Here is a 22,152-nt window from a genome sequence, read left to right as displayed (position 1 = left end):
CCGCCGCCCTAGAGCTGCCGGCCGACCCGCGAGAGCAGGAGCTGAATGGCATCATCGCGCAGGTCCCGGCGCAGGAAGGCCTCTTCGGCATCCTGGCCCTGAAGATCCTGTGGGTTGGCGGGATAGCTGGCCGTGGTCTGCACGGTCTGGCTGGCGATGCCCCGTGTATCCGGGCCGGCCTCGCCACCGGGGGTGACACTGAAGCGCAGTCGGTAGCGCAGCTCGTACTCGCTGGCAAAGCCGTCGGCGTCGGTGGCCACCGTGCGCCGACGGCTGTCGGCCTCGGCCACATTGATGACCACGCGGGCATCGGCGGCGGAGGGCACCACATCGGCACCGAGATCGCGCAGCCTGGCGGCCACCTGCTCGATCAGGCGGTTGCCCACCGCGCCCTCGACGGCCACCGGCACCGCCTCGAAACCGCCGCCATCCGCCCCCCGCAGCTGCCAGCCACAGGCGGCCAGCAACAGCGCCAGGGCGACGACGGCAAGATGCCGGACGGGCCGGATCAATTGGCCACCACGTTCACCAGCCGGCCCGGCACGACAATGACCTTGCGGACCGTCTTGCCGTCGATGAATCGCTGGACATTGGCATCCTCCAGGGCCTGTTCGCGGATACTGTCCTCGCCGGCATCCGCCCGCACGGCGATGCGGCTGCGCAGCTTGCCATTGACCTGCACCACGAGCTCGACCTCATCGCGCACCAGAGCGGCCTCATCCACCACCGGCCAGGGCTGATCCACCGCCGCCCCGTCGCGCCCCAGGGCGTTCCACAGGCCGTGGCTCAAATGCGGCGTGATGGGCTGGAGCATCAGCACCACCGCCTCCAGGGCCTCCTGATGCAGGCCGCGGGCGGCCCCGGTGTCGGCCGGGTAGCGCCCGAGGGCGTTACAGAGCTCCATGACCGCAGCGATGGCGGTGTTGAAGGTATAGCGGCGGCCGATGTCATCACTCACCTTGGCGATGGTCTCGTGGAGCTTGCGGCGCAGGTCAACGCCCGCCCCGTCGAGATCGCCGGCACGGGGTGCCGGTACCGGCCCGGCGCTGACATGATCGTAGACCAGCGCATAGAGCCGGCGCAGAAAGCGCGAGGCCCCCTCGACACCGCTATCCTGCCACTCCAGGGCCTGATCCGGAGGCGCGGCGAACATGGTGAAAAGCCGCACGGTATCGGCCCCGAACCGATCGACCAGGCTTTCCGGGTCCTCGCCGTTGTTCTTCGATTTGGACATCGTGGTCCAGCCGGTGGCGACCAGTTCGGCCCCATCGCTCCGGCGCCGGGCCTGCACGATCCGCCCCTTGCCATCGCGCTCGACCTCCACCTCGCCGGGGGCGATCCACTCGCGGCCGGCATCCTCGCTGTCGTGGTAGTAGGCCTCGGCCAGCACCATGCCCTGGCAGAGCAGGTTGGTGGCGGGCTCATCGCTGTCCACGTAGCCGAGATCGCGCATGAGCTTGTGCCAGAAGCGGAAGTAGAGCAGATGCATCACCGCATGCTCGATGCCGCCGATGTACTGGTTCACTGGCAGCCAGTAGTTGGCCCGCTCGTCGAGCATGGCCTCGGCATCCGGGCTGCAGTAGCGGGCGTAGTACCAGGATGACTCGACAAAGGTATCGAAGGTATCCGTCTCGCGCTCGGCCTCGGCGCCACAGCGCGGGCAGGGGGTGCGGCGCCACTCGGGATCGGTCTTGAGCGGTGACTGCAGGCCGGTGAAGGTCACCTGCTCGGGCAGCGTCACCGGCAGGTCGTCATCCGGCACTGGCACGGCGCCGCAATCGGCGCAGTGGATCACCGGAATCGGGCAGCCCCAGTAGCGCTGGCGCGAGACACCCCAGTCGCGCAGGCGGTAGTTGATCGTGCGCTCGCCGATGCCCTTCGACTCCAGATAGTCGGCGATGGCATTGAAGGCGGTCGGGAAGTCCATGCCGGTGAACGTCCCGGCGTTCACCGTGACCAGCTGATCCTTGGCCGTCCAGGGCTCGGCCTGCACGTCCACGGTGCTGCCGTCGGCGGGCCCCACCGCCTGGCGGATCGGCAGCCCGAAGCGGGTGGCGAACTCATGGTCGCGCGCATCGTGGGCGGGCACGGCCATGATCGCGCCGGTGCCGTAGCCCATCAGTACGAAGTTGGCCACCCACACCGGGATGCGTTCGCCGGAGAGCGGATTGATCGCCTCCACACCCAGCGGCATGCCCTTTTTCTCAAGCTTCTCCAGCGCCTCCTCGGTGACCGCGCCCTTGCGGATTTCATCGAGGAACGCGGCAATGGCGGGATCCCGCTCCGCCGCCTCGAGGGCCAGCGGATGATCAGCGGCAACGGCCATATAGGTGGCCCCGAAGAGCGTGTCCGGCCGCGTGGTGTAGACGCGCAGCGGCCGCCCGCCATCGGCGAGGGCGAAGTCGAGCTCGACGCCCTCGGACCGGCCGATCCAGTTGCGCTGCATGGTCTTGACCGCATCCGGCCAGCCCGGCAGGGCGTCCAGCCCGTCCAGCAGCTCGTCGGCGTAATCGGTGATGCGCACGAACCACTGTGGGATTTCGCGTCGCTCCACCAGCGCCCCGGAGCGCCAGCCGCGGCCGTCCACCACCTGTTCGTTGGCGAGCACGGTCTGGTCCACCGGGTCCCAGTTCACTATCGCCCGGGCGCGGTAGACCAGCCCCTTTTCCAGGAGCCGGGTAAACATGAGCTGCTCCCAGCGGTAATAGGCCGGATCGCAGGTGGTGACCTCACGGGTCCAGTCATAGCCATAGCCCATGCGCTGGAGCTGGCGGCGCATGTGGTCGATGTTCTGGTAGGTCCACTGCGCCGGCGGCACGCCGCGCTTGATGGCGGCATTCTCGGCGGGCAGGCCGAAGGCGTCCCAGCCCATGGGCTGGAGCACGTTGCGGCCCTGCATGCGCTGATAGCGGCTGATGACATCGCCGATGGTGTAGTTGCGCACATGCCCCATGTGCAGCCGGCCGCTGGGGTACGGCAGCATCGACAGGCAGTAGTATTTCTCGCGCTCGGGGTCTTCGCTGACCCGGAAGCAGCCCTGGTCCTCCCAGTAGGCCTGCGCGTCCGTCTCCAGTCGGGCGGGATCGTAATGCTTTTCCATGGCGCGAGAGGATACCCCGGCGCCGGGCGCGATTGCACCTTCGATCAGTCGCTCCGCTGGCGGACTGCCCGCTCGAATCGGCTGCCATGACACTTCGGGCACGGCGGGATATGACCGGCGCGCTTGAAATGCAGGACCTCACCGCAATCCCGGCAGACCAGCGTCCCCGGACCGGTGATCTCGCCGGTGTGATAACGGGCCGCGGCCTGCAGCTCGCGGTTGAAGGCCTGCCACTGCAGCCGCGTCTGATCGGCCACCGACGAGAAGCGGTCCCAGATCCAGTTCTCCACCAGCTGCAGGTCCATGTGCAGCCAGTCGGAATAGGTGCCTCGGGCCTTCTCCACGTACTCGGCGGCATCCTCCAGGTCGCGCTGCAGCCAGGTGGCCACTCGGTCGGCCTCCTCGCGGGTGAGCTCGCCGAGCGCCACACTGCGCTCGCGCACGGCATCCAGGGCCTCGCTGAAGCCGTGCTCCACCGCCTCGCCGGTTTCCTCGAGCCGCTCGCGCAGGCGCTCAAGCATGCGCTCGTAACCGTGGACCTCGTGCTCGCGCGGGTTGTCTTTCTCGCTCATGGCCTGACTCCTGATCCGTGTCTGCCCCCAGTCTACCCGCTAATAATCACCGGCGACGATGTGGCCACGCCTCGCGCCAGCGCAGCACGAGCAGCAGTCCGGTACCGGCGAGCGCGAGCAGCGCCATGGGCCAATCACGCCAGTGCAGGTAGGGGGTGGTGCCGGCATGGGGCTGGACCGAGCCGCGCACCACCGTACGCTCGAACAGCGGCCCTCTGACCTGCACCCGCCCCTTCGCATCGATCAGCGCCGAGATGCCGGTGTTGGTCGCCCGGATCATCGGGCGGCCGGTCTCAAGCGCCCGCATGCGGGCCATCTGCAGATGCTGCCAGGGCGCGGTGGAGGCCCCGAACCAGGCGTCGTTGCTGACGTTGAGCAGGATCTCCGCCGCGGGCAGCGCATCCGCCACCTCGTCACCGAAGGTCACCTCGTAGCAGATGCTCACACCCAGGGCATGGCCCGCCGCCTGCAGCGGATCGGCCCGGGTGCCGGCATTGAAGTCGCCCAGCGGGGTGCCCACGAAATCCAGCACCCCGCCGGCGACATCCCGGAACGGTACGTATTCACCGAACGGCACCAGGTGGCGTTTATAGTAGAACTGCGGCGTCTCACCGGGGACGGCGACGGCGTTATAGAGCCCGTCCTCTGCCGCCACCGGCGCGCCGAGGACAATGCTGCTGCCGGCCGCCGCGGCCTGCTCCGCCAGCTGGTCGAGCCACTCGCGGCCCTGATGGTAGAACACCGGCAGGGCGGTCTCGGGCCAGACAATGAGGTCCTGGCCGAACTCGGCCCGGCTCATGCGCAGGTACTCCGCCAGAATGGCACCCCGCTCGTCCGGATCCCACTTGCGATCCTGGGCGATGTTGCCCTGGAGCATCGCCACCGTCACGGGCTCGTCCACGGGCCGCGTCCAGTCGCGTTCGAGAACGACGCCGATCACCGTCACCCCCAGCGTCGCGCCCAGCGGCAGCGCAATCCGCGCCGAGCGCGGCCGCAGCAGCCACCAGGCCAGGGTGCCGCCCAGCAGGGCCACCACCAGTCCGGGCCCGTAGACCCCGAATAGCGGCGCGAAATGCGCCAGCGGCGTATCGATCTGGCTGTAGCCCACGCTGAGCCAGGTCGCTCCGGTGAAAAGCCAGCTGCGCACCCACTCCACCAGCAGCCAGGCCAGCGGCAGTGCCAGCAGCGCGCGGCGGCCGGCGCGGCCGGCGCCCGCCCACCAACCGATGAACAGGGCGATCATTGGAATCAGCGCGAACAGCGCCACCAGGATGCCCGTGGCAAGCACCGCCGCCACCGGCCCGCCCCCGTAGTCGGCGATGCTGTGATAGATCCAGTAGACGCCGAGCCCGGCGTAGCCCAGGCCGAAGAGATAGCCATGGCCAAGCACCGCCCGGGCGCGGCCGAGGCGGGCCACCCGCGCAAAGACCACCCCGAGGCCCAGCACCGGCGCCCAGTAGAACGAGAACGGCGCCAGCCCCAGGGCCATCAGCAGCCCCGCGGCCAGCGCCAGGGCCGGCCCGGTCAGTCGCGCCATGCAGGCTCAGACGTCGTCATCACCGTCCACCGAGGTGCCGGCGCCGGGCTCGGGCGTGACCATGAGCAGGTGCACCCGGCGGCTGTCGGCGCGGACCACGTCGAAGCGCAGGTCATCAAGCAGCAGATGCTCGCCGCGGCGCGGGACATGACCGAAGCCGTTGGCCACCAGCCCGCCGATGGTGTCGAACTCCTCGTCACTGAAACGCGTGCCGAAGTGCTCGTTGAAGGTGTCGATGGGCGTGAGGGCCTTCACCACCGTCCGACCATCCTCGGTGCGGTTGAGGATCCACGAGGTCTCGTCGAGATCGTGCTCGTCATCGATCTCGCCGACGATCTGCTCGATGACATCCTCGATGGTGACGATACCGGCCAGGCCACCGTACTCATCCACCACGATGGCCAGATGATTACGACTCTCCTGGAAGAGCTTGAGCAGGGCATCCAGGCGCTTGCTCTCGGGGATGAACAGCGCCGGGCGCAGCAGCTCGCGCAGATGGAATTCGCGCTGGTGCTGCGGGTCGAGGTACGGCAGCAGATCCTTAGCGATGAGAATGCCGATGACATCGTCACGGCTGTCGCCGGTGACCGGAAAGCGCGAATGGCCGCTCTCGATGATCGTCGGCAGCAGGTCCCAGACCGACTCCGAGCGACGCAGCAGCGAGACCTTGGAGCGCGGGATCATCACGTCCCGCACCTGCAGCTCCGCGACATGCAGGACGCCCTCGCACATGGACAGGGCGTCGGCATCAAGAATGCTGCGCTTGTGGGCCCCGCGCAGGATCTGGATCAGGCTCTCGCGGTCCTGCGGCTCCTGTCCGCCCAGCGCCCGGCCGATGCGCTCCAGCCAGTTGCCCTGGCTGGCGCCGGTACTCCCGGATTGGTCGTCGTTCATGCTTCTCTTCATGTGCCTCGGTTGGCGACCTGTCGGTCGATGGGTTAGCGCGCTGGCCGGCAGCGCCCTAACCGATCGATTCGCGGTCCACCCCCGGGCTCATGCATACGGGTCGGGCCAGCCGAGCCGCGCCATGATGGCCCGCTCTTCGCCCTCCATGCACTCCGCCTCCACGCTAGTCATATGATCAAAGCCAAGCAAGTGCAAGACACCATGAATGGTCAGATGGGCCCAGTGCGCGCGCTCGGTCTTACCTTGTCCGGCGGCCTCGCGGATCACCACCGGCGCACAGATCACCAGATCGCCCAGCAGCGGCAGGGCCACGTCGGCGGGCAGCTCGGCGGGAAACGAGAGCACGTTGGTGGGGCGATCATGGCCGCGGTAGTCGCGGTTGAGCAGGCGGCTCTCGTCCTCGTCCACCAGCCGGATCGCCAGCTCCCAGTCATCACGCCGCCCGGCCAGGGCGGCCGCCACCCAGTGATGGAAGTCGTCGGCGTCGGGTACCGGCGCCGTGCTGGCGCACTGCAGGTCGAGATCGGGCATGTCGGAATCAGTGGCCGGCGGTGTCGTCTTCGCGCCGGTCGTAGGCACGCACGATGCGCTGGACCAGATCATGCCGCACCACGTCGTGGGCGTTGAAGAGGGTAAAGCTCACGCCGTTCACCTCGTGTAGCACGTCCACGGCATCGCGCAGCCCCGAGGTCTTGCCCGGCGGCAGATCGATCTGCGTGACATCACCGGTCACCACCGCGGTCGATCCAAAGCCGAGCCGGGTGAGGAACATCTTCATCTGCTCGACGGTGGTGTTCTGCGCCTCGTCGAGGATGATGAACGCCCCGTTGAGGGTCCGGCCGCGCATGTAGGCCAGTGGCGCCACTTCGATGACATTGCGCTCGATGAGCTTGTTGACGCGCTCGAAGCCGAGCATCTCGAACAGCGCGTCGTAGAGCGGCCGCAGGTAGGGATCGACCTTCTGGGCCAGGTCGCCGGGCAGGAAACCCAGCCGCTCGCCGGCCTCCACCGCCGGGCGCACCAGCACCAGGCGCTGGACCCGGTCCTGCTGCAGGGCCTCGACGGCACAGGCCACGGCCAGATAGGTCTTGCCGGTACCGGCGGGGCCGACGCCGAAGTTCAGGTCATGGCGCTGGATCGCCTCGAGGTAGGCCCGCTGGTTGGGGCCACGGCCCCGGATCATCCCCTTGCGGGTGCGGATGGTCACGCCCTCGGAGGACGCCGCCTCGACGCCCGCCTCGCCCTGCGCGCCGTCATCCGGGCCGAGGGCATCCGCTGCCTCCGCCTCGGCGGTGCGCAGCTGCAGGTGGACATTCTCGGCGCCGATCAGCTCACGGGCCGTGTGGTCATAGAGCGCACGGATCACGTCGGTGGCCACGCTGGCCGCCTCGTCATCGCCGATGATGCGAAAGCGGTGACCGCGGTTTTCGATCTCCACGCCCAGGCGTCGTTCGACCTGCCGCAGGTTCTCGTCGAACTGACCGCAGAGGTTGGCCAGCCGCTCGTTGTCGGCCGGTGCCAGCGTGAAATCCACGGCGTCGGGATGCTGGGCGGTCAAGCCGACTCCAGCCGCGCGAGCTCGGGCTCACGCTCGGTATCGATGTCGATCAGCTCGCCGCGCAGGGAATGCGCCAGCGCCTCGGTGATGCGCACCTTCACGAACCGGCCGATGAGCCGCGGGTTGCCGGGGAAGTTGATCACCCGGTTGTTCTCGGTACGGCCCTTGATCTCGGTGGCATCACGCCGCGAGATCCCGTCGACCAGCACCGACTCGACCCGTCCCACCATGGCCTGACTGATGGCCCGGGCGTTGCGATCGAGCAGGGCCTGCAGGCGCTGCAGCCGGGCCTTCTTGGCCTCGCGGCTGGTGGCATCGGGGAGCTGGGCGGCCGGCGTGCCGGGCCGGCGCGAGAAGATGAAACTGAACGACTGGTCGAAGCCGACCTGCTCGACCAGATCCATCGTGTCCTCGAAGTCGCGATCCATCTCGCCGGGGAAGCCGACGATGAAGTCCGATGACAGGGTGATGTCCGGGCGGGCCGCCTTGAGCCGCTCCACCAGTTCGAGGAAGTGCGCCCGCGTGTGATTGCGCTTCATCAACGCCAGGATATTGTCGGAGCCGCTCTGGACCGGCAGATGCAGGTGATTGACCAGCTCCGGCACCTCGGCGTAGGCATCCACCAGGGCCTGATTGAAATCCAACGGATGCGAGGTGGTGAAACGGATCCGGTCGATGCCGTCGATGGCCGCGATGTAGTGGATCAGCAGGGCCAGGTCGGCGGCCTCGCCGGAGGGTCCCTCGGCGGCATAGCCATTGACGTTCTGCCCCAGCAGGGTGACTTCGCGGACCCCCTGCTCGGCGAGCTCGGCACACTCGGCGAGCACGTCCTCGAACGGCCGGCTGATCTCCTCGCCCCGGGTGTAGGGCACCACGCAGAAGCTGCAGTACTTGCTGCAGCCCTCCATGATCGAGACGAACGCCGTCGGCCCCTCGGCGCGGGGCTCGGGGAGGCGATCGAATTTCTCGATCTCGGGAAAACTCACATCCACCACGGCCCGGCCCGACTCGCGGGCACGGCTGACCATGTCGGGCAGCCGATGCAGTGTCTGCGGGCCGAAGACCATGTCCACGAACGGCGCCCGCTCGACGATGGCCGCCCCTTCCTGGCTCGCCACGCAGCCGCCGACGCCGATCAGCAGCCCCGGATGCGTCTCCTTCAGGGCCCGCCAGCGACCGAGCTCGGAGAACACCTTCTCCTGCGCCTTCTCGCGGATCGAACAGGTGTTGAGCAGGATGACGTCCGCCTCTTCCGGCGTCTTCACCCGCTCGTAATCGCCCTCGGCAGCCAGCACGTCGACCATCTTGATCGAGTCGTACTCGTTCATCTGGCAGCCGTGGGTGCGCACGTAAACCTTCTGCATCATGGCGGGCAGAATACTAGGGCCGCCGCAGGCGGACAATCCACCGATCAGCGGCCATAGACATCCTCCAGCCGGGTGATGTCGTCCTCGCCCAGATAGCTGCCCGACTGCACCTCGACCAGCTCCAGCGGAATCATTCCGGGGTTGTCAAGACGGTGGACCGTCCCCAGCGGGATATAGGTGGACTGATCCTCGCCGAGCAGGAACTCCTCCTCGCCGCAGGTCACCCGCGCGGTCCCGCGCACCACCACCCAGTGCTCGGCGCGGTGATGATGCATCTGCAGCGACAGCCGGCAGCCGGGATTGACGACGATGCGCTTGACCTGGAAGCGCTCGGCCCGCACCAGGCCCTCATAGCTGCCCCAGGGCCGGTGCACCTGGCGATGCTCCACCGCCTCGGTGCGCCCACCATCCTGAAGGCGCTGGACGATCTGCTTGACGGCATGCACCTGGTCGCGCGGGGCGACCAGCACCGAGTCGGCGGTCTCCACCACCACATGGTCTTCGAGGCCCACCGTGGCCACCAGACGACTCTCGGCGCGCACATAGTTGTTGCGGCTCGACTCGGCGATGACATCACCCAGCAGGACATTACCCTCGGCATCGCGCTCGCCAGCCTCCATGAGCGTCGCCCACGAGCCCAGATCGCTCCAGCCGGCATCCAGCGGCAGGGTCACGGCGGCGTCGGTATGCTCCATGACCGCATAGTCGATGGAATCCGACGGACAGCGCGCGAAGGCCGCCTCCGCGAGGCGGATGAAGTCGAGATCCTCCTCGGCGCCGGCCAGGGCCGCCTCGCAGGCCTCGACGATGGCCGGGGCATGGCGCTGCAGCTCCTCGAGATAGCGCGAGGCGCGCATCACGAACATGCCCGAGTTCCAGTAGAAACGCCCAGATCCTAGATACGCTTCGGCGGTGGCGGCGTCGGGTTTCTCGACAAAGCACCGCACCGCATGGGCCGGGCCGCCGTCGACGGCCTCGCCGGCCTCGATGTAGCCATAGCCGGTCTCCGGGCGGGTCGGAACGATGCCGAAGGTGACCAGATAACCGGCCCGCGCCGCGGCCACGGCATCGGTGATGGCCGCGCGCAGCGCCCCGGGTTCACCCACCAGATGGTCGGCGGGGAACACCGCCAGGACGGCATCCTCGGACTCGCGCAGGGCCTGCAGGGCCGCCGCGGCCACCGCCGGGGCGGTGTTGCGGCCCACCGGCTCGAGCAGGATCCGGGCGGCGCCGAGCGGGTTGTCGCGCAGCTGCTCGGCCACCAGGAAGCGATGTTCCTGGTTGCAGACCACCATGGGCGAGTCTAGGCCGGCGACGCCCTCGAGCCGCGCCACGGTCTGCTGGACCAGCGTGTTGCCCCCGCCGGCGACGTCCAGGAACTGCTTGGGGTAGCGCTCGCGGGACAGCGGCCAGAGCCGAGACCCCACGCCACCGGAGAGAATCACCGGATGGACCGGCATGCCTGCCTCGCTGCTGCTCATGTCACGGGCCCTCCGTCGCCCGGCGCCACCGGCGGCCGGCCGATGGCGTAGTAGTGAAAGCCGAGCCCGGCCAGGATGGCCGGGTCATAGAGATTGCGCCCGTCGAAGATGACCGGTGCGGCCAGACGCTCGCGGATCAGCTCAAAATCCGGGCTGCGGAAGAGGTTCCACTCGGTCATGATGATCAGGGCATCGGCTCCCGCCAGGGCCGCCTCGGGACTGTCGCAGAGGGTGAGTGCCGAGCGGTCGCCATACAGGCGCCGGGTCTCCGGCATGGCCTTCGGGTCGAAGGCCTGCACCGCCGCCCCGGCCTCCCAGAGCGACTCCATCAGCCGCCGGCTGGCCGCCTCGCGCATATCGTCGGTGTTGGGCTTGAAGGACAGCCCCCAGAGCGCGAAACGCTTGCCGCTGAGCGCACCGGCGTAGTGGTCGCGGATGCGGTTGAACACGTAGTGCTTCTGGCGGTCGTTGACCTCCTCCACCGCCTGCAGCAGTTGCGGGACGTAATCCACGTCATGCGCGGTGCGCGCCAGCGCCTGGACATCCTTGGGAAAGCACGAGCCGCCGTAGCCGGCGCCGGGGTAGATGAAGTGATAGCCGATACGCGGGTCCGAGCCGATGCCGATGCGCACCCGCTCGATGTCCGCGCCCACCCGGTCGGCGATATTGGCGAGCTCGTTCATGAAGCTGATCTTGGTGGCGAGCATGGCATTGGCGGCGTATTTGGTGAGCTCCGCCGAGCGCACGTCCATGCTGATCAGCCGGTCGTGGTTGCGGTTGAACGGCGCATAGAGCGCGTGCAGCTTCTCGCGGGCCACGGCGTCATCGCAGCCCACGATGACCCGCTCGGGCTTCATGAAGTCCTCCACCGCGGCGCCTTCCTTGAGGAACTCGGGGTTGGAGACCACCGCATAGGGCACCGCGACGCCGCGCTCGGCGAGCCGCCGCTCCACCGTCTCGCGGACCCGGTCGGCCGTGCCCACCGGCACCGTGGACTTGTCGACGATGACCTTGTCGTCCTCCATCCAGGTGGCGATGGTGTCGGCCACCGCCAGCACGTAGCGCAGATCGGCGGAGCCATCCTCGTCGGGCGGCGTGCCCACGGCGATGAACTGGAACTGGCCATGATGGACGGCGGTGTCGGCGTCGGTGGTGAAGCGCAGCCGGCCGGCCTCGCGGTTGCGCACCACCATGCCCTCCAGGCCCGGCTCGTAGATGGGGATCTCGCCGCGGTTGAGCGCGGCGATCTTGTCCGCATCCACATCGACGCAGACGACGTCGTTGCCCACCTCGGCAAAGCAGGCCCCGGTCACCAGGCCGACATACCCGGTGCCGAAAATGGTGATTCTCATCGTCTTCCCCCGACGCCGTCAGTCGGCGTTCACGGCGGCCTCAAGCGCCACCTTCATCATGTCCTGGAAGCTGTTCTGGCGCTCCTCGGCACTGGTGGACGCCCCGGTGACCACGTGATCGCTCACCGTGAGCACGCTCACCGCCCGCTTGCCGGCCTCGGCCGCGGCACCATAAAGCCCGGCCGCCTCCATTTCCACGGCCAGGATGCCGTGGGCCTTCATCATGTCGAAGAACGACGGCGTCGGGTTGTAGAAAAGCTCCGAGGAGAAGACATTGCCGATGCGCGGGGCGATGCCGGCGGAACGGGCGGCACCGACGGTGGCCTCGAGCAGGCCGTAGTCGGCGATCGCGGCGAAGTCACAGCCCCCGAAACGCGTGCGGTTGACGCTGGAGTCGGTGGAGGCGCCCATGGCGATGATGATGTCGCGCACTTCCACGTCGGGGCGGACGCCGCCGCAGGTGCCGACGCGGATGATCTTCTCGACCCGGTATTCGTTGAACAGCTCGAAGGCGTAGATCGACATGGACGGAATGCCCATGCCCGAGCCCATCACCGAGACCGGTGTATCGCCGTAGCGGCCGGTGAAGCCGAGCATGTTGCGGGTGCTGGTGACCTCCCGCACATCCTCCAGGTAGTTCTCGGCGATGACCCTGGCACGCAGGGGATCGCCCGGCATGAGGACGGTCTCGGCAAAATCGCCCGGCTCGGCACTGATATGGGGGGTGGCCATGAGGGTCAGCTCCTTGTCCCGTTGTCTCTGGTGTTCGCGACCCGGAACTCTACTGAGTCGACGCGGTGCTGACCAGTCGCCAACCGGCGCCGGCGTGCATCCCCGCCGGACTGGCGGCAGAATGCAGGGTTCACTCTTGTGAGTAATTTTCATGACAACCACCCGCCCCCTGGCGCTTTTTGACCTCGATGGCACGCTCACCCGGCGCGATACGCTGAGTGACCTGCTGCTGCATCAGTTCGGCCTCGGGCGCTGTGTGGCGGCGGGCGTGCGGCTGTCACCCTGGCTGCTGGGCGTGCCGACGGGCGTCATCCATCGCGACACCGCCAAGGTGCACGTCCTGCGGCATTTCTTCGGCGGGCTCACCGAGGCGGAGTTCACGGCCATGGGCCGGCAGTACGCCCTCAACAACCTGCACGAGCTGCTGCGACCGCTGGCCCGGGAGCAACTCGACTGGCACCGCACATCCGGTCACCGGGTGATCGTGATCTCCGCGTCGGTGAGCGAATGGATCCGGCCCTGGACGGAGTCGATGGGCATCGAGCTCATCGCCACCGAGCTGGAGCGCCGGGACGGGCGCATCACCGGCAACCTGGCCGGCACGAACTGCCGCGGCCCGGAGAAGGTCCGACGTCTCAAGGAAGTGCTCGACCCCGACGCCTACCACCCGATTCATGCCTACGGGGACAGCCGCGGAGATACCGAGATGCTGGCACTGGCCGACCACCCGGTCTACCGGGGACTGCGCTGACATGCAGACGACGAGCGTACCGGCCCTGATCCGCGCCGCCGAGGTGAGCCGCGATCAGACCGCGCTGCTCGCCTTCACCGCCCACGGACTGCGCCGACTGAGCCGTGGCGAGCTGCTGGATACCGCCACCCAGCTGGCACGGACGTTCCGGGACGCCGGCCTGGGCCGGGGCGACCGGATCATGATCCAGGCGCCCAACAGCGTCGAGTGGGTCGTGATCGCCCTCGCCACGTTGATCAACGGCAGCATCCTGGTGCCGGTGGACGCGCAGATGGGCGCCGCCGACCTCGCCCATGTGCTCGCGGATGCCGACCCGGCGCGCGTCTACACCACCGCCGCGCTGCGCCAGGCGCTGCCGGCGAGCCTCCCGGCCCGCATCATCGAGCTCGACACCCTGACGCTGCCGGCCCCGGACGCACCCGCCAACGCCATGCCCGATGCCACGACGGAGGCTGCCGTGGCGCCGGAGGACGTGGCCGCCGTGTTCTACACCTCCGGCACCACCGGCCCGCCCAAAGGCGTGCCCCTCACCCATACCAACCTGACAAGCAATGTCCAGGCGCTACTGGAAGAGCGCATCGCCGGCGCCGATGACCGCGTCCTGCTGCCGCTGCCCCTGCACCACGTCTACCCCTTCAGCATCGGCCTGCTCACGGTCCTCACGGTGGGCGCGACACTCATCATGCCCCGCTCGCTGGTCGGCCCACGCATCGCCGAGGCCCTGGGCGAAGGCGAGGCGACCATCCTGCTGGGGGTGCCAAGGCTCTACGAGGCGCTCTGGAACCGCCTGGAGAGCCGCCTGACCGGTGGCAAGGCCGGACGCCGACGACTGCTGCACGGCGTCATCGGCCTATGCTCCACACTGCAGACGAGGCTCGGGCATCAGCCCGGGCGCTGGCTGTTCCGGCCGGTGATGAAGCGACTGGCCCCGCGCCTGCGCCTGGCGGTGAGTGGCGGCGCCGCCCTTGATCCCGCCGTCGGCGCCCGCCTGGAGGCGCTGGGCTGGACCGTGGCCACCGGTTACGGGCTCACCGAGACCTCACCCATCCTCACCCTGAACGCGCCCGGCGAGGCGCGTCTGGACACCGCCGGTCGCGCGCTGCCCGGGGTCGCGCTGCGCATCGTCGACGGCGAGGTCCGGGCCCGGGGGCCCAACGTCTTCGCCGGCTACTGGAACAATCCCGTCGATCCCGACGAGGTTTTCGATGCCGAGGGCTGGTTCCGTACCGGTGATGCCGGGCGGATCGATGACGACGGCTATCTGCATCTCGCCGGCCGGTTGTCCTCGACCATCGTGCTGCCGGGCGGGGAGAACATCGATCCGGAGCGCATCGAGCGGGTGCTGAACGCGCAGACAGCGATCCGCGAGGCCGGCGTGCTGGAGACCAACGGACGCCTGGCCGCCGTGGTGGTCCCCGAGCCGGATTCCGAGGGCGATCCGCAGGCAGAGGCCGAGGCGGCGGTGGACGCGGCGCAGGGCGAACTGCCCGGACACCATGCCCTCGGGGATGTGCAGTTCAGCGCCGACCCGCTGCCGCGCACGCGCCTCGGCAAACTCCGGCGACCTCACCTGGCACGTCTCTACGAGGATCTCCGCGCCGGCACGCGGCGGGTGGAGCAGCGCCCCATCGACCCCGAGGACATGGCCCCGGAGGACCAGGCGCTGCTCGCCGATGCCACCGCCGCCGCCACCTTGCAGTACCTGACCGAGCGCTTTGCCGAGCATCGCCTGACCCCCGACAGCCGCCTGAGCCGCGATCTGGGCCTGGACTCGCTGAGCTGGGTGGACATGGGCATCGCCCTGCGCGAGCGCGCCGGCGTCGAGCTCGGTGATGAGGCCATCGGTCGCGTGGAGACGGTCCGCGACCTGCTCCAGGAGGTGATCCAGGCCGATCTGGCCATGGGCGATGATGATGATCGCGCCGGCCAGTCCCTGATCCAGGCCCTGCAGTCGCCGGAAGCGCTGCTCGGCGATGCCGACCGCCGGGCCCTCGCCCCCCGCGGGCCGCTGCGTCACGGCGCGGCCCGCCTGGCATTGGGCGGCTGCCGGCTCCTCAACCGGCTGTTCGCGCGCATCGAGATCGACGGCGAATGGCCCGAGGGCGGGCCCTATCTGATCACCCCTCGGCATGCCAGCGCCTACGACCCGATCGCCCTGACCGCGGCGCTCTCGCGCGAGCGCATGGAGCCGCTGTTCTGGGCCGGCTGGACCGGGCTGCTGTTCTCCTCGGCCTGGCGGCGGGCCTTCAGCCGGGTCGCCCGGATTCTGCCCATCGACCCCGGCGCCGCGCCCCGACGCAGCCTGGCGCTGGCCGCGGCCACCCTGGAGCGGGGCCACTCGCTGGTCTGGTTCCCGGAGGGCCAGCGCGCCACGGATCAGGCCCTGCAGCCGCTGCGGCCGGGGATCGGCCTGCTGCTGGCCGCCCATCCGGTCCCGGTGGTCCCGGTCTGGATCGAGGGCACCCAGCATGTTCTGCCCATCGGCCACGTCATCCCGCGCCGCGGCGCCATCCGCATCCGCATCGGCCCGCCGATCAACCCAAGTGAGTATGGCGATGACCGGCGGCATATCGTGGAATGCGTGGGCAGTGCCCTGAATGCCCTGGGCGACGAGGACCGATCCAACGAATGACCGATTCCGCCTGGCACAAGCGCTCTCCCGAGACCGTCGCCAGGCAACTCGAGGTCGACCCGGCAAAGGGCCTCGATCAGCCGACCGTCGTGCGCCGGCGGAGCCGCTACGGCACCAACCGCCTGGCCGGTCGCCAGCAGCGCCATCCCCTGCGCATCCTCCTGCGACAGTTCCGCAGCATCGTCATCCTCGTGCTGGTGGTGGCCGGACTGCTGGCCCTGCTGCTGGGCCATCGCGTGGAGGCCGCCGCCGTCATGGCGGTGGTCGTCATCAACACACTGATCGGCTTTTTCTCGGAATGGCGGGCCGCCCGCTCCATGGCGGCACTGCAGGGTCTGCAGGCAGACCGGGTGCGGGTACGCCGGGCGGGCCGCAGCGAAGAGATCGCGGCGACCGAGCTGGTCCCCGGGGATGTGCTGCTGCTGAGCGAGGGCGACCTGGTGCCCGCCGATGCCCGCGTGGTGGAGGCCGAGGGTCTGCAGTGCGATCAGGCCGCCCTGACCGGCGAGTCGGTGCCGGTCAGCAAGACCGCCGATGCCGTCGCGGCGGACACGCCGCTCGCCGAGCGCCACGGCATGCTCTACAAGGGCACGACACTGACCCGTGGCGCCGGAGTCGCCCTCGTGACGGCCACCGGCATGGACACCGAGCTCGGCACCATCGCCGATCTCACCGCCTCGGCCCGGTCCAGCGCCACGCCACTGCAGGCCCGGCTCGACCGGCTCGGCCACCGACTGGCCTGGGTGGTGCTGGGAGTGGCCCTGGGACTCGCTGCCCTGGGTCTACTGACCGGCCGCGACATGCTGGTGATGGTGGAAACGGCCATCGCCCTGGGCGTCGCCGCCGTCCCCGAGGGCCTGCCCATCGTCGCCACCCTGGCGCTGGCCCGGGGCATGTGGCTGATGGCGCGGCGCAATGCCCTCATCAACCACCTGGCAGCGGTGGAGACGCTGGGCTCCACCGGCATCATCCTCACCGACAAGACCGGCACACTCACCGCCAACCGCATGCATCTGGAGACGCTGATGCTGCCACCGGACGTGGAGGACGAGACGGCGGCACGGCAGCGGGCACTGGCCATCGGCGTGCTCTGCAGCAACGCCGAGCTGGCCGCCGACAGCGACGACGGCGCCGATCATGGCGATCCCATGGAGATCGCCCTGCTGGAGGCGGGCCGGGAGGCCGGAATGCACCGCAGGCAGCTGATCGACGACTGGCCCGAGGTCTACGAACAGCCCTTCGATGCCGAGCGCATGATGATGGCCACCTGCCACGAGACAGCCGATGCGGGCCTGCGTGTCGCGGTGAAAGGCGCGCCCGAGGCGGTACTGGCGGCGAGTGAGCTGGACGAGGCCGGGCGTGACCAATGGCGGGCACGGGTGGAGGAACTCGCCGGCCGCGGGCTGCGCCCGCTGCTGCTGGCCGAGCGGACCATGAATGCCGTGCCGGATGATGCGGATCAGCTCTACCAGGCCCTGACGCCGGTGGGCCTTGCCGGGTTAATGGATCCACCGCGGCCGGGCGTCGCCGATGCCGTGGCGGCCTGCCAGCGCGCCGGCGTGCAGGTGATCATGGTCACCGGCGACCAGGCCGCCACCGCCCGGGCCATCGCCGCGGCGGTGGGCATCGGCCGGGCCGAGGACCTGCATGTCCTCGAGGGCCAGGATCTGGGCGAGCGCGGCGAGGACGGCGCCCGGGCCGATGCTACCGCGATCACCGACTCGCAGGTGTTCGCCCGGGTCACGCCGGCCCAGAAGCTCGACCTCGTCACCGCGTTTCAGGATGCCGGCTATGTGGTCGCCATGACCGGCGATGGCGTCAACGACGCGCCGGCGCTCAAGAAAGCCGATATCGGCATCGCCATGGGCCAGCGCGGCACCGATGCCGCCCGCGAGGTGGGGGATATCATCCTGCAGGACGACCGGTTCGAGCGCATCGTCACGGCGATCCGGCACGGCCGTGGGATCTTTGCCAACATCCGCCGCTCGCTCATGTTCATGCTCTGCACCAACTTCGCCGAGGTGGCGAGTGTCGCCCTGGCGACCCTCGCCGGCGCCCCGCTGCCGCTGCTGCCGTTGCAGATCCTGTATCTCAACCTGCTCACCGACGTCTTCCCGGCCCTGGCGCTCGCCGTGGGCGCGGCGCCGGCCAACGTCATGCAGCAACCGCCACGGCCCGCCGGCGAGGCGATTCTCACGCGCCGCCACTGGCTGGCCATCGGGGCCTGGAGCGCGGTCATCGCCGCGACCATCCTGGGAGTGCTCTACCTGGCCCTCACCGCGCTGGGCCTCGATCAGGCCAGCGCCGTGACCGTCTCATTCCTGACGCTGGGCTTCAGCAAGCTCTGGTTCGTGTTCGCACTGCGGGAGCCGGCAACGGCGCCCTGGCGGGGCACCGTTGCCGGCAATCCATGGATCTGGGTGTCGCTGGCGGTCTGCGGGGTGCTGCTGGCGGCGGCGGTTCATCTGCCCGGTCTCGACCGGATCCTCGGCACCGCCCCCATCGGCGGCGCCGGCTGGCTGCTGGTGATCGCGGCCAGCCTGGTGCCGCTGATGATCGGCGAGCTGCGGCGGCTCGCCCTGGCGCTGCGCGCCTAGAACGGGATGTCGTCGTCGAAGTCGTCCGCGGGGGCGGTCTGCGGCGCGGGTTCGGCAGTGGACGCGGGCGCCGCCTGGTTCATGCCGCCGCCGTTACCGCCGCCCATACCGCCACCGCCGGCGCCGTCGAGCATCTGCATGTCATTGACCACCACCTCGGTGGTGTAGCGATCCTGGCCGTCCTGACCCTGCCACTTGCGGGTCTGCAGACGGCCCTCGACGAACACCTTGGAGCCCTTTTTCAGGTACTCGCCCGAGATCTCCGCCAGGCGGCCGAAGAACACCAGCCGGTGCCACTCCGTGCGCTCCTGCTGCTCGCCGGTCTGACGGTCCTTCCACTGATCGGTGGTGGCCAGCCGCGCGTTGGTGACCGCGCTGCCAGCAGCGGAATAGCGCACCTCGGGATCGGCCCCGAGATTGCCGATGAGAATGACCTTATTGACTCCTCGCGCCATGACTGCCTCCGTTGACGGGTTGCGCGCGGGCCGCTGCGGCCCGCGCTGGTAATTCGCACTCTACGCCTTCCGGCCGCCATGCCAAATGCCGGCCGACGAGCGGCTAGCGCAGATCGATGAAGCCCAGGCCCTCGAGCTTGAGCAGGACCTTCTGCGCGGCCTCCTCCACCGTGCAGTCGGTGGTATCGATGCGCAGCTCCGGCGCCTCGGGGGCCTCGTAGGGGTCGTCGATGCCGGTGAAGCCCTTGATCAGCCCGGCCCGGGCCTTGGCGTAGAGCCCCTTGCGATCGCGCCGCTCGCACTCCTCAAGTGGCGTGGCGACATGGATCTCGATGAACCCGCCGTTGGCCGCCTCGGCCATCTCCCGAACCGCGCCGCGCGTGGCCGTGTAAGGCGCGATGGGGGCACAGATGGCGACACCGCCGTTGCGGGTGATCTCGGCGGCCACAAAGCCGATGCGGCGGATGTTGAGGTCGCGGTGGTCCTTGGAAAAGCCCAGCTCGCTGGACAGATGCTTACGCACCACATCGCCGTCGAGCAGGGTGACCGGCCGGCCACCGCGCTCCATGAGCTTGACCATCACGGCATTGGCGATGGTGGACTTGCCGGAGCCGGACAGCCCGGTGAAGAACAGGGTAAAGCCCTGCCGCGCCCGCGGCGGATAGGTCTTGCGCAGTTCCTGGACCACCTCCGGATAACCGAACCAGTCCGGAATCTCCAGTCCCTCGCGCATGCGGCGCCGGAACTCGGTGCCGGAGATGTTCATCACCGTCTCGGCGGCCTCGTCCACCTCGTCGATGGGCGCATAGCCGGCCCGCTCCTGAACGTAGACCATCATGCGGAACGGCACCATCTCGATGCCCAGCTCGTCGGCATGACGGGTGACCAGATCCTGGGCGTCGTAGGGGCCGTAGATCTCCTCACCGCGGCTGTCCTTGCCGGGGCCGGCATGATCGCGCCCCACAATGAGATGGGTGCAGCCGTAATTGCGGCGGATGATGGCATGCCAGACGGCCTCGCGCGGCCCGCCCATGCGCATGGCCAGCGGCAGCAGCGAGAGCGCCGTGGTCTGCTCGGGATATTTCTTCAGCACATGCTCGTAGCAGCGCACCCGCGAGTAGTGATCGACATCGCCGGGCTTGGTCATGCCCACCACCGGGTGGATCAGCAGGTTGGCCTCGGCCTGGCGCGCGGCCAGGAAGGTGAGCTCGACATGGGCGCGGTGCATGGGATTGCGGGTCTGGAAGGCCACCACCCGCCGCCAGCCATTGCGCCGGAAGCGCTCGCGCAGCTCGGCCGGCGTCAGGCGCAGGTGGGTGAAGTCGTAGTGCACCGGCAGATCCAGCGCCTCGATACGACCGCCCACGTAAACCGGATGACTCTGCTCCCGCAGCCAGGCCACCGCCGGGTGACCCGGGTCGGTGGTGCCGAACACCTGCTCCGCCTCCACCTCGCGGTCGGGCCGCCAGGTATCCGAGACGGTCAGGATCGCGAGGATCACCCCCTCGGGATCGCGCAGCGCCACCCGGTCGCCGGCGGCGATGCCCTCGGCGAAGGCCTCGCTCACATCCAGTGTCACCGGCATCGGCCAGAGGGTACCGTCGGCGAGCCGCATGTCGGTGACCACCCGCTCGTAGTCGGCCTGGCCCATGAAGCCCTCCAGCGGAGAGAAACCGCCGTTGGCAAGCAGTTCCAGATCGCAGAGCTGGCGCTCGGTGAGATCCCAGCTGGGGTAGTCCACGGCCGCGTCCTTGGCCGCCCGGGCCGACTCGGCGTCGAGCCTCAGATCCTTGAGGGTGCCGCCATAGGGCGGGATGAGATCCGTCATGTTGTCTCCGCTTCGGTTGCCGCGGCCTCGCGGTAGGATGCCGGCGCGCTGAGCCCCACGGCCGTCAGCAGCCAGAGTCCCGCCGCGATGGCGCAGAAGATGAATACCCCGCTCACGCCGAAGGCGCCCTGGATGATGCCGCCGAACACCCCACCCAAGAAGGCGCCAAGGAACTGCGCGGTGGAGTAGACCCCGAGCGCGGTGCCCCGCAGCCCATCCGGCGCGAAGCGCGTGAGCAGCGAGGGCAGGCTCGCCTCCAGGGTGTTGAAGCCGACGAAGAAGAGCCACAGGCCGATGAGCATGCCGGGCAGCCAGGCACTGAAACCCGCCAGGACCAGGTCGGCGACGATCACGATGCCCGCCACCCCCGCCAGCAGGCGATGCAGGATACGGCGCCGCTCGCCGATGCCGATGAGCACGGCCATGCCGGCCACCGAGAGCACCAGCACCGGGATATAGACCATCCAGTGATCCCCCCGCGGGATACCCAGTCGCGACTCCAGCACCACGGGCAGTACCACGAAACTCGCGGTCAGGATCAGATGCAGCACCAGCACCCCGAAGTCGAGGCGCAGCAGATCGGGCTGGCGCAGCACCACGGGCAGTCCGCCGGCGCGGGCATTGACCTCGGGCCGGAAGACCCGCTCGCCACCCGCCGGCACCAGGCCATAGAGCAGCACCATGGCCACCAGCGCAAAACCGGCGGTGGCCCAGAACACGCCGGGCAGCCCGGCCCAGGCGGCAATCGCCGGCCCGGCCACCAGCGCCACCATGAAGGCCACGCCCACGCTGATGCCGATCAGCGCCATGGTCTTGGTGCGCTGCCGGTCGCGGGTGAGATCCGCCGCCAGCGCCATCACCGCCGCGGCGATGGCACCGCAGCCCTGCAGTGCCCGACCGAGGATCACCCCGTAGATGCTCTCGGCTTCGGCGGCGAGGCCACTGCCAACGGCGAAGATGAGCAGGCCGAAGATGATCACCGGGCGCCGGCCGATGCGATCGGAGAGCATGCCGAAGGGGATCTGCAGGATCGCCTGGGTGAGGCCGTAGGCACCGATGGCGAGCCCCACCAGTGCCGGCGTGGCGCCGGGCAGATCGCTGCCATAGAGGGCAAAGACCGGAAGGATCAGGAACAACCCCAGCATGCGCAGGCCGAAGATGATGGAAAGCCCCGCCGTGGCCCGGCGTTCGTCGCTGTTCATCGGCCCGGCGCCGGATCCCTTTTTGCCGTGCACGCTTGCCCCTGTCGGTCTGAGTTGCGCAGGGGCGGTATACTAACAAATT

General features: G+C 69.1%; 17 protein-coding genes. 3 read left to right on the top strand and 14 right to left on the bottom strand.

The genetic code is table 11. The features are described 5' to 3' along the window. Positions 1-8 precede the first annotated feature (8 nt). The 11 genes from V6X30_RS00440 to deoD all read right to left on the bottom strand — a co-directional run bounded on the left by V6X30_RS00440 (position 9) and on the right by deoD (position 12,605). Positions 9-512 carry an LPS-assembly lipoprotein LptE gene (locus V6X30_RS00440; protein ID WP_367982669.1) on the bottom strand — a complete coding sequence of 168 codons (504 nt, stop codon included), beginning with the start codon at positions 510-512 and terminating at the stop codon, positions 9-11. Further along, positions 509-3,100 carry a leucine--tRNA ligase gene (gene leuS, locus V6X30_RS00435; protein WP_367982668.1) on the bottom strand — a complete coding sequence of 864 codons (2,592 nt, stop codon included), beginning with the start codon at positions 3,098-3,100 and terminating at the stop codon, positions 509-511. Before leuS ends, V6X30_RS00440 begins: the two co-directional genes overlap by 4 nt. A gap of 44 nt (positions 3,101-3,144) precedes the next feature. Next, a complete protein-coding gene (locus V6X30_RS00430) occupies positions 3,145-3,672 on the bottom strand; it encodes a zinc ribbon-containing protein (RefSeq protein ID WP_367982667.1) in 528 nt (175 codons plus the stop codon). 46 nt (positions 3,673-3,718) lie between these two features. After that, the gene (gene lnt / locus V6X30_RS00425; RefSeq protein ID WP_367982666.1) at positions 3,719-5,209 is read right to left on the bottom strand and encodes an apolipoprotein N-acyltransferase; all 1,491 of its coding nucleotides are present in this window, start codon (positions 5,207-5,209) and stop codon (positions 3,719-3,721) included. Positions 5,210-5,215: 6 nt separating this feature from the next. Then, positions 5,216-6,103 carry an HlyC/CorC family transporter gene (locus V6X30_RS00420; protein ID WP_367982665.1) on the bottom strand — a complete coding sequence of 296 codons (888 nt, stop codon included), beginning with the start codon at positions 6,101-6,103 and terminating at the stop codon, positions 5,216-5,218. Between the two features lie 99 nt (positions 6,104-6,202). After that, complete coding sequence (gene ybeY, locus V6X30_RS00415) at positions 6,203-6,646, bottom strand: rRNA maturation RNase YbeY (RefSeq protein ID WP_367982664.1); 444 nt, start codon at positions 6,644-6,646, stop codon at positions 6,203-6,205. Positions 6,647-6,653: 7 nt separating this feature from the next. Beyond that, positions 6,654-7,673 (bottom strand): PhoH family protein, encoded by a 1,020-nt coding sequence (locus V6X30_RS00410; RefSeq protein WP_367982663.1) that lies wholly within the window; start codon positions 7,671-7,673, stop codon positions 6,654-6,656. Beyond that, positions 7,670-9,040, bottom strand: coding sequence for a tRNA (N6-isopentenyl adenosine(37)-C2)-methylthiotransferase MiaB (miaB, locus tag V6X30_RS00405; protein ID WP_367982662.1), 1,371 nt, complete (start codon positions 9,038-9,040; stop codon positions 7,670-7,672). Before miaB ends, V6X30_RS00410 begins: the two co-directional genes overlap by 4 nt. Before the next feature lie 44 nt (positions 9,041-9,084). Next, positions 9,085-10,521 carry a mannose-1-phosphate guanylyltransferase/mannose-6-phosphate isomerase gene (locus V6X30_RS00400; protein ID WP_367982661.1) on the bottom strand — a complete coding sequence of 479 codons (1,437 nt, stop codon included), beginning with the start codon at positions 10,519-10,521 and terminating at the stop codon, positions 9,085-9,087. Continuing rightward, positions 10,518-11,873 (bottom strand): UDP-glucose dehydrogenase family protein, encoded by a 1,356-nt coding sequence (locus tag V6X30_RS00395; protein WP_367982660.1) that lies wholly within the window; start codon positions 11,871-11,873, stop codon positions 10,518-10,520. The genes V6X30_RS00400 and V6X30_RS00395 overlap by 4 nt, the downstream gene beginning before the upstream one ends. A gap of 18 nt (positions 11,874-11,891) precedes the next feature. Further along, a complete protein-coding gene (gene deoD / locus V6X30_RS00390) occupies positions 11,892-12,605 on the bottom strand; it encodes a purine-nucleoside phosphorylase (protein ID WP_367982659.1) in 714 nt (237 codons plus the stop codon). A gap of 151 nt (positions 12,606-12,756) precedes the next feature. Here deoD and V6X30_RS00385 point away from each other — a divergent pair, with 151 nt between their 5' ends. From V6X30_RS00385 to V6X30_RS00375, 3 genes are read left to right on the top strand one after another with little or no spacing between them, the layout of a single operon-like run. Then, entirely contained in the window at positions 12,757-13,356 is a 600-nt protein-coding gene (locus V6X30_RS00385; protein WP_367982658.1) for an HAD family hydrolase, read from the top strand. Between the two features lies 1 nt (position 13,357). Beyond that, complete coding sequence (locus tag V6X30_RS00380; RefSeq protein WP_367982657.1) at positions 13,358-15,988, top strand: AMP-binding protein; 2,631 nt, start codon at positions 13,358-13,360, stop codon at positions 15,986-15,988. After that, a complete protein-coding gene (locus V6X30_RS00375; protein WP_367982656.1) occupies positions 15,985-18,585 on the top strand; it encodes a cation-translocating P-type ATPase in 2,601 nt (866 codons plus the stop codon). Before V6X30_RS00380 ends, V6X30_RS00375 begins: the two co-directional genes overlap by 4 nt. Here V6X30_RS00375 and ssb read toward each other — a convergent pair. The 3 genes from ssb to V6X30_RS00360 form a co-directional block, all read right to left on the bottom strand. Beyond that, a complete protein-coding gene (gene ssb / locus V6X30_RS00370; protein ID WP_367982655.1) occupies positions 18,582-19,040 on the bottom strand; it encodes a single-stranded DNA-binding protein in 459 nt (152 codons plus the stop codon). The genes V6X30_RS00375 and ssb overlap by 4 nt on opposite strands. Before the next feature lie 103 nt (positions 19,041-19,143). Continuing rightward, positions 19,144-20,868 (bottom strand): bifunctional sulfate adenylyltransferase/adenylylsulfate kinase, encoded by a 1,725-nt coding sequence (locus V6X30_RS00365; RefSeq protein WP_367982654.1) that lies wholly within the window; start codon positions 20,866-20,868, stop codon positions 19,144-19,146. After that, entirely contained in the window at positions 20,865-22,070 is a 1,206-nt protein-coding gene (locus V6X30_RS00360; protein ID WP_367982653.1) for an MFS transporter, read from the bottom strand. The genes V6X30_RS00365 and V6X30_RS00360 overlap by 4 nt, the downstream gene beginning before the upstream one ends. Positions 22,071-22,152 lie beyond the last annotated feature (82 nt).

The organism is Spiribacter sp. 1M189 (genome assembly GCF_040838345.1).
In the GTDB taxonomy this organism is placed as follows: Bacteria; Pseudomonadota; Gammaproteobacteria; order Nitrococcales; family Nitrococcaceae; genus Spiribacter; species Spiribacter insolitus.
Note: the sequence above shows the minus strand (reverse complement) of the source record. Positions and strands in the feature narration are given on the sequence as shown.